Genomic DNA, 8,283 nt, shown 5'->3' with positions numbered 1-8,283 from the left:
GGGCGTTGCCCTACGCTATATAATTAAGCCCTTTCAGGGCACTCCAATAAATATATAATTGTAAGAACCGATAAATTCTCATTTAACCAATAAACTCCCATTTAACCGATAAATTCTCATTTAACCGATAAATTCCCATTTATTTATCTACTTATTTTTGACTCGCTACACTATTTCTGTTTTATCAATCATTTTGATTCGCTCGATGAGCTCATTTCCAAGAGCCGTTTTATCTTCAATATGTTTCAACACCGCAGTCACAAATGTATTGCTTTCGAAATCACCGCGTACTTGCTCAAAGTCCTGCTTCATTTCGTCATGAGAGCCATCAGCACCGAATCCGGTCATAGAAGATAACGAGAATTCTTTCTTAGCATCCTCATATACCATCTTGTCCAATCCGACAACAGCTTGCTGCCAGGCTTTCACGATACCGATGATATCTTGCGCTGTGATCGTTTCCGGATCTAAGCCATAAAATTCCTGAATCTTATGATAAGCCCATGTCCATTCATAAGTATAATAATTCTCGTGCATTTCCGCGAAGCTTGCATTGATGGACTTTAAACGATTGACTGCTCCTTTCTCAATACCATCCAGTAGTCGGTCGATCTCACTCTTGGGAGCAATCAGTCCGGAAACATCTACCCATTCGCCAATACCAATTTCCGTATCGGGTTTCAGGCGTTGACGGATTTCTTCATTACTCTGGAAGTTAATGCCTTCCAGTCGTTTTATAATGGAGTTTCCTAAGAACTTGTGGATAGCAATTTCATAAAAACGGATTCCGTTGTTCAAAGAAGAGTTCTTGATTTTAGCACTCTGGTAAGAGTAGATTTCTGAAGTTTCACCGGACACACGTTTCAATTCTTTCAAAATGGAACGCCCTTTGAACATCTTCTGAATGGTATAAGGACTCAACAGGTTATAGTTGATATAATCCAGCCTGTTCGGGTCTTTACGATTATCACGTTTCGGCCATTTTTGTGCGTCACGGATAGTACCTACACTTCTCAAGTTGACTCCCGGAACCAGATAAGTCGTATTCCGCTGCTCTATCAGGTAAGAGAAAGGAAGATTAGAAGTATCGGCATGATTGACATGACGTCCCATGACCAATGAGAAAGCTCCGACACGTGCCGGCCACAAGATATAGGAATCAGAAGTGGTCTTCGCTCCTCTTTCCATTGTTCCTTGATGAATAGGACCTAACTTATACATGTGGTTGCTCTGATTGGATCCCGAACCTGCATTCATAAACGAGAACATTCCGGCAATCAGCAAAGTAGATTTATGATGTGTCACGGTGAAAGGACCTGCGAAAATAGCACATGCCTCACCGTTCTCTCCTTGGCAATTACTAAAAAACAAAGAATCGGAAGCGGAATAATTATGTCCCAATTTACAGGACTGCCCGACGAAGCAACGGGTCAGCATCGTACCGTCATCCACTTTTGAACCGGAAGAGATAATGAAGTCGTCACAAATTACCCCGTGACCGATATGTACAGGCGCTGTCACATTACTATTGACGCTTCCATTGGATAAGCGGCAAGTTCCACAGATATGGCAGTAATCACCAATCCGGACATTCTTGATTGAACCTGTATTGAGAATCATGACATGATTGCCAATACTGCCGATAGCAGAAGCATGTTTATTGGAATAATAATCCGCAATAGATTTCATACGGTTAATCAGTTCGGGACGATGGCGGTACAACGCAAGTATATATGCCTGATGCGCAGACAGTTTGTCGTTCATCAACACTTCACGACCTCCTGTTTCATTCAAGACAGCCACTTCTACCCCATTACCGAAAGTGCTTAATCCATCCACTAAAATAATATCTACATTCTCAATGAAAGTATCACTACCGATCTCATAGTTAGCAATGTAGTTCTGGATATTCTCAATACAACAGTTATCGCCCACTGATACATTATGCAACGTCACATGACGCAATCCCGAATGTTTCTTGATTCCCCCTGGCAATGTAAATTCTGATTCGAATACCCCCAGTTTCACTTCACCCGAGAAACGGGTATGATGAACGTACTCACAATTAAAGCCCTCTGCCACTGATACATTTCCCCAATCATCGGCCAGACACGACTGGCTCTTCAACTGAAGTACCTCATCTTCAGTCAATCTACGATAGTCTTTCATATACTAAATGATTTATGAGTTATGATTTATGAATTATGATTTATGAATTATGATTTATGAACTGTGATGTTGTCCGTCATAATCGCACAGCCAACTCATAATTCAGAAATCATAAATCATAAATCCCTCCCGTTTATTCTTCCTCTTCTTCGTAGGTCTGATAAAGAAAATCGTTATAGGGATATTTCTGAACGTGTAATTCTTTCACTCGCTGATAAACTACATTTTTCAGTTCGTCTATATTGATTCGTTCGCGGGCGGAAATAAAGAGGCAGTTATCCTCCATTTTTGCCATCCACGTCTTCATCAGTTCTTCGAGTGTTAAGTTTTCCTTTGTTCGGGGGGTAAGGTCGTCCGGCGCTTTCTCCACGTAGGTGTAAGCGTCTATTTTATTAAATACAAGTATCATAGGTTTGCCACTGCCGCCAATCTCTGCCAGTGTCTTGTTCACTACCTCAATCTGTTCCTCAAATCCGGGGTGGGAAATATCGACTACGTGCACAAGCAAATCTGCTTCACGCACTTCATCCAGGGTAGATTTAAAAGATTCTACCAGGTCGGTAGGCAACTTGCGAATAAATCCTACCGTATCCGACAACAAGAACGGTAGATTATCAATAATCACTTTACGCACAGTGGTGTCTAAAGTCGCAAATAGTTTGTTTTCTGCAAACACTTCGCTCTTGGAGAGAAGATTCATCATGGTTGATTTTCCCACGTTGGTATAACCAACCAGTGCAACACGTATCATGCGTCCGCGATTCTTTCGTTGGGTAGCTTTCTGCTTGTCAATCTCCGCCAGACGTTCTTTCAATAATGACATACGGTTCAGGATGATACGGCGGTCCATCTCGAGCTGTGTTTCACCCGGACCACGAAGTCCCACGGAACCTTTACCGCCACCGGCACCGGAACCTCCTCCCTGGCGTTCCAAGTGAGTCCAAAGTCGCTGCAAACGCGGCAACATATATTTATATTGTGCCAGCTCTACCTGCGTCTTCGCATTGGCTGTCTGTGCACGCATGGCAAATATATCAAGGATCAGTGAAGTACGGTCCAGTATCTTCACTTTCAGTTCGGCTTCAATATTACGAATCTGTTTCGCAGAAAGCTCATCATCAAAGATGACCATTCCTACTTCACGTTCTTCTTCCTCTTCGTTACGAATATATTGTCTGATTTCTTCCAACTTTCCTTTTCCGACATAAGTCACTGAATGAGCTGTCGGCAACTTCTGCGTAAATCGTTTCACTACTTCCGCCCCAGCCGTCTCGGCAAGGAAAGCCAGTTCATCCAGATACTCGTTCGTCTTACGCTCATCCTGCGTTTGTGTGATGAGTCCGACAAGCACTGCTGTCTCTACTTTGGCTTCGGATATTACAAATTCTTTCATTCTTTACTTCTAATATATAATAATGTGGGCGCAAATATAACAAAAAAAAAGAGGACAATGTTTTATTGTCCTCTTTTTCGTATCATTTATCACCTTAGAATCTATAAATCAAACCACATCTTTTCCCAAATTTTAGGAGATTCTTTGGGTGCATTAGGATTAGCAGTCATTTCCTCAGGACTATATTCCCATCTACGAATAAGTTCCCGAGAAGTAGCTTCTGTCGGCACAGTAAGTGCAGGTACCTCATTACCATTGGATCCTGATCTTCTCCACTGTACAAATTCTTCCAACGGTCTGTCCATCAAATCAATCCATTGCTGAATATGAATCTCATATAAAGCTCTATCAGGTTCCAATGTGTTTAAATCATCCAAAGCATCAATAAATTCAGTTGTCTTTACCGGATCCGCTTCATAATAATCACAAGCTGTTTGAATAGCTTTCTTATATAATTCATTAGCTTTCACCAAATTAGAAGTTACTCCCAACCCACGTACATACGCTTCCGCTTCAAAAAACAACTGTTCCTGATAAGAATAAATTAATTCAGGTGCCTCTTTTCTAAAAAGATACTTACTTATAACGGAAGATAATAAATCCGCATTTTCATCATCAGTTTCTTCTGCTGCCTGCCGAGTATCCAAGCCTCGATACACCCCGTCAGCTCCCGGTTCAAAATATCTGGAAATACGAGAATCATTGCGTTCCTGCATAGGCTTCAATACATTATTATTTGCAAAAAACATAATATTGATGCCATTTGTATACTTCTCCAATATTTTATATTTAGGATTTTCATTACCTGCAGTCTGTAAATATGGGAACTGCAGATTATCATCAGCCGAACTAATCATACCACCGTCACTTATCAACTTTCCAATCTGTTCTGCTTTCGTCGGATCTTTATCCACCATTGTCATTAAAGTTCTGAATTTTAAAGATTTGGCCAACCGAATCCACTTTTGCATATCACCTTTATAAAAAATATCGTAATCAGTAATGGCCAAAGGATCATCCAAGTTGATCTCATTCAACGCTTCATCCAACAAGCTTACTACACCATTCAAAACTACTTCCTGAGAATCAAATTTCGGATACTTAACTCCTTCTATCCAAGCCTCTGTAAATGGAATATCTCCCCATATCATTGTTGTCTCATAAATATGTTGAGCTAGAATAATTTTACATTGAGCAATTCCATTATGATTGACAGGAGTAGCTTCTTGAGCATTTTTGATAGCTAACTGCAAATTATTACCTCCAACAGAATAGTAATGCTTCCATGTATTACCAAGGCTATATGGATCTATGACATAATAACCTTCCGCCCAGCCCCCATAATCATCGCCGCCGTCTGCCTGACACTGGATACTTTGAGAAAGAGGAATGTAAGCATCTCCTCCGGTACGACTACCAGCCCAATTCACTACTGCATAATTGAATAAATATCCGGGATCCACCTTTTCCGCAGAATTTGGATTATGATTAACATCCAACCAATCACTACATGAGCTCAAAATAGCACATGCAAATATGATTGCTATAGTATATATTGATCTTTTATTTTTCATATTATTTCTCTTTGATAATTATTATAATGTCAATCTAATATTAAATCCGAAACTTCTTGTTGTCGGGATACTATTGAACTCAACTCCCCCACCGATCTGTGCAGGTCCAAAAAAGTTAGCTTCCGGATCAATGTGAGGCACATGATCTTTTATAATCCAAAGATTACGAGCCTCAAAGCCTAAATCAAGAGATTTGACAAAGAAACTTCTGAACCATTTTCTAGGAAAACTATAAGAAAAGTTCAACTCACGTAATTTAACATATGAAGCATCGAAAATATTACCCTCATTATTACTTGATTTTGCCACATGCCCCCAATAATCTTGCATACTTTTAACCGGCACATCATTAGCTCTGTAAGTTCCATCAGATTGTAAGATGACTCCCGGTTCAATAAACGACGCATCTTCTCGATGAGCAGCAGTTTCAGCAGCAAGTCCGGTAGTACGTAAAGTACCCACTGTTTCAGAGTAAAGAGAACCACCTTGACGAATATCTATCAGGAAACTCAATGTGAAACCTTTGTAAGAGAACGTATTATTAATACCCATTGTAAAGTCCGGGTAAACATCTCCCAAACGCACATTGTTTACAATTTCACGGAGTCCTGTCTTTTCGTTAATAACATAATTGCCCGAATCATCACGTTTCCAACCTGTACCATACAGACCAAACGAACCACCAACTTCCGCTTTTATCTGCAATCCACTCAACCCACTAGTCAACGAGTACTCATCCAACCCTTCTGCCAGCTCATCAACTTTCTGGGTGTTTTTTGCAAAAGTAGCCTCCAAGTCCCATTTAAAGTCCTTAGTCTGTACAGGGGTAACTCCTAATGCTACTTCAATCCCTTTATTAGATACTTTTCCCGCATTAATATTATTGGCAAAATACCCCGTGGACAAAGGAACATCAATGCTTACGATTTGATTTTTAGTTACACTTTTATAATAAGTCAAGTCTAAACGAATACGATTTTGGAAAAAGCGTAAATCAGTACCTACCTCAAACGATGCCTGATTTTGTGGTTTAAGATTCTCATTCGGCAATACACGAGGACCTGTAAATCCTACTAATCCATTATGGGGAAAAACATTCGTTAAATTATACTGCAAAAAATAAGAATTAACCGGAGTATATTGAAACGCCAACTGGTATGGTTGTTCATCACTACCGACATTAGCATAACTCATACGCAATTTTCCATAACTCAAAACATCCTTATTCTTCATCAATTCTGTAAAAATAAAACTACCACTAATTGACGGATAAAAATAAGAACGGTTATTTACAGGTAATGTAGATGACCAGTCATTTCTTCCTGTCACATCCAAGAATACCATGTTCTTATAACTGAAGCTTATATCTCCATAAAGACCAACCAGCCGTTTCTTAGAGGTATAATTTACCGGACTCGTTGTCTTAGCATTAGTATATGCATACAATTCATCTACAACCAGATTTTGCGCCAACACATTATTATTTCTCCAGTCTTCCTGATATATATTGTGTCCCAACATTACTTTTACTCCATAATCTTCCGCAAATGTTTTCTCATACGATATCATCAAATCATTATTCAAAATACGCTTATAGAGATCCCATGTCTGGAACTGTCCTTCAAGATTACCAATTGTCCCTTTCGAATATACTTTACGTCTGGTTTCTGTATAAAAGTCAGTTCCTGCATTATTCGAGATTGTCAGTCCTTCTATCGGTTTATAAGTCAAAACAATATTGCCGATAAGACGATCCAACTGATTAGTAAATTTATTCTTGTTGATTATCCAATACGGATTGTTACTCTTTCCTTCCGGATCCAGTGATATTTGCTTACCGTATTCGTCAATCCAATTGTTTTTCACATCGTTGATATTTACCGTACGTGGCATTCCGTTTATCAAAGGAATGAGCAAGTTATTATCATTAGATCCCTGAGCAGGCCGTCCTTCCGAATCAGAGCGGATGTACTGTGCTGAAACTCGCCCTGTGAAGTTCTTGGTGAAATTCATACCACCATTAACGGCAAAAGCATATTTATTATAATCGGATCCGGGCACCACCCCTGTCTGATTAGTAGTAGAGACACTGATTCTAAAATCAGAACGTTCTGTACCACCAGCAATTGCGACATTATTTATATAACTCATACCTGTCTCATAGAAATCTTTTACATTGTCAGGATATGCTTGCAAAGTAACCTGTTCTCCTTTAAAATCTGCAAATGTCTGATCTTGCACAGAAGATATCTTAGGCCCCCAACCATTCAACATTTTTACATTATATTTGCCATAACTTCCTTGTGCGTAATCATTTTGAAAATCTGGCAGTTTCAAAACATTCTCAAAACGTGTGGAAGAATTAACTGTAACAGATACCTGCGAATTGCGACTACCTTTTTTGGTAGTTATTACGATAGCACCATCTTTCGCACGCGCACCATACAATGCAGTTGCCGCAGCCCCTTTTAAAACATTAATAGACTCGATATCATCCGAGCTAATATCTCCTGCACGGTTTCCAACATCAACAATGCCATTAGTTCTGTCCGGATTGAACGCCCCATTGTCAATAGGCAAACCATCAACAATAAAAAGTGGAGACGACACGCTACCAATAGAAGAAGCACCACGAATCTGAATACTAGAACTTCCCCCTGCAGTACCTGACGACTGTCCAATCTGTACACCTGCGATCTTACCTGATAAGGAGTTTAAAACATTACTTTCACGTGCCTTGGTTATTTCATCACCTTTAACACTTGTCACTGAATATCCCAAAGACTTTTCAGAACGTTTAATCCCCATCGCAGTCACCACAACCTCATCAAGTTTCTGAGAATCAGATTTTAGCACAACTTTCAGATTCGGTTTTATAACCACTTCCTGCGTCTGCATACCAATATACGAAATCTGCAAAGTCTTTGCAGAACTAAATACAACTATAATATCTTGATTACTAATAATATACACGATGTTTACTTTCCTTCGGCAATAAATCTTTTGTTGTAGTTATTATGCAGATTATCAATATGTTAAATACCTACCAAACATATTAATTTGCAGATTTATGATACCAGATTTCTATCAAAAATAGGGCATAACCATCTATTAATTAATTATTTAAGTTCTTGTCTTATATGATAT

Annotated in this window: 4 protein-coding genes; all 4 read right to left on the bottom strand. The window is 39.4% G+C overall.

Going from position 1 to position 8,283, the window contains the following annotated elements:
• Positions 1-165 precede the first annotated feature (165 nt).
• Positions 166-2,169, bottom strand: a complete 2,004-nt coding sequence (locus HMPREF0106_RS00965) for a DUF4954 family protein (RefSeq protein ID WP_008640811.1) — start codon at positions 2,167-2,169, stop codon at positions 166-168.
• Between the two features lie 133 nt (positions 2,170-2,302).
• Positions 2,303-3,562: a GTPase HflX gene (gene hflX, locus HMPREF0106_RS00970; protein ID WP_004315613.1), complete on the bottom strand. Its 1,260-nt coding sequence runs from the start codon at positions 3,560-3,562 to the stop codon at positions 2,303-2,305.
• A gap of 101 nt (positions 3,563-3,663) precedes the next feature.
• On the bottom strand, positions 3,664-5,136 hold the full coding sequence (locus tag HMPREF0106_RS00975; RefSeq protein ID WP_009041214.1) for a SusD/RagB family nutrient-binding outer membrane lipoprotein: 1,473 nt from the start codon (positions 5,134-5,136) through the stop codon (positions 3,664-3,666).
• A 21-nt stretch (positions 5,137-5,157) separates the two neighbouring features.
• Positions 5,158-8,109, bottom strand: coding sequence for a SusC/RagA family TonB-linked outer membrane protein (locus HMPREF0106_RS00980; RefSeq protein WP_009041213.1), 2,952 nt, complete (start codon positions 8,107-8,109; stop codon positions 5,158-5,160).
• Positions 8,110-8,283 lie beyond the last annotated feature (174 nt).

This window comes from Bacteroides sp. D22 (assembly GCF_000163675.1).
Classification (GTDB): Bacteria; Bacteroidota; Bacteroidia; order Bacteroidales; family Bacteroidaceae; genus Bacteroides; species Bacteroides xylanisolvens.
The sequence above is the reverse complement of the archived record's forward strand: the minus strand, read 5'-3'. Positions and strand labels throughout refer to the sequence as shown.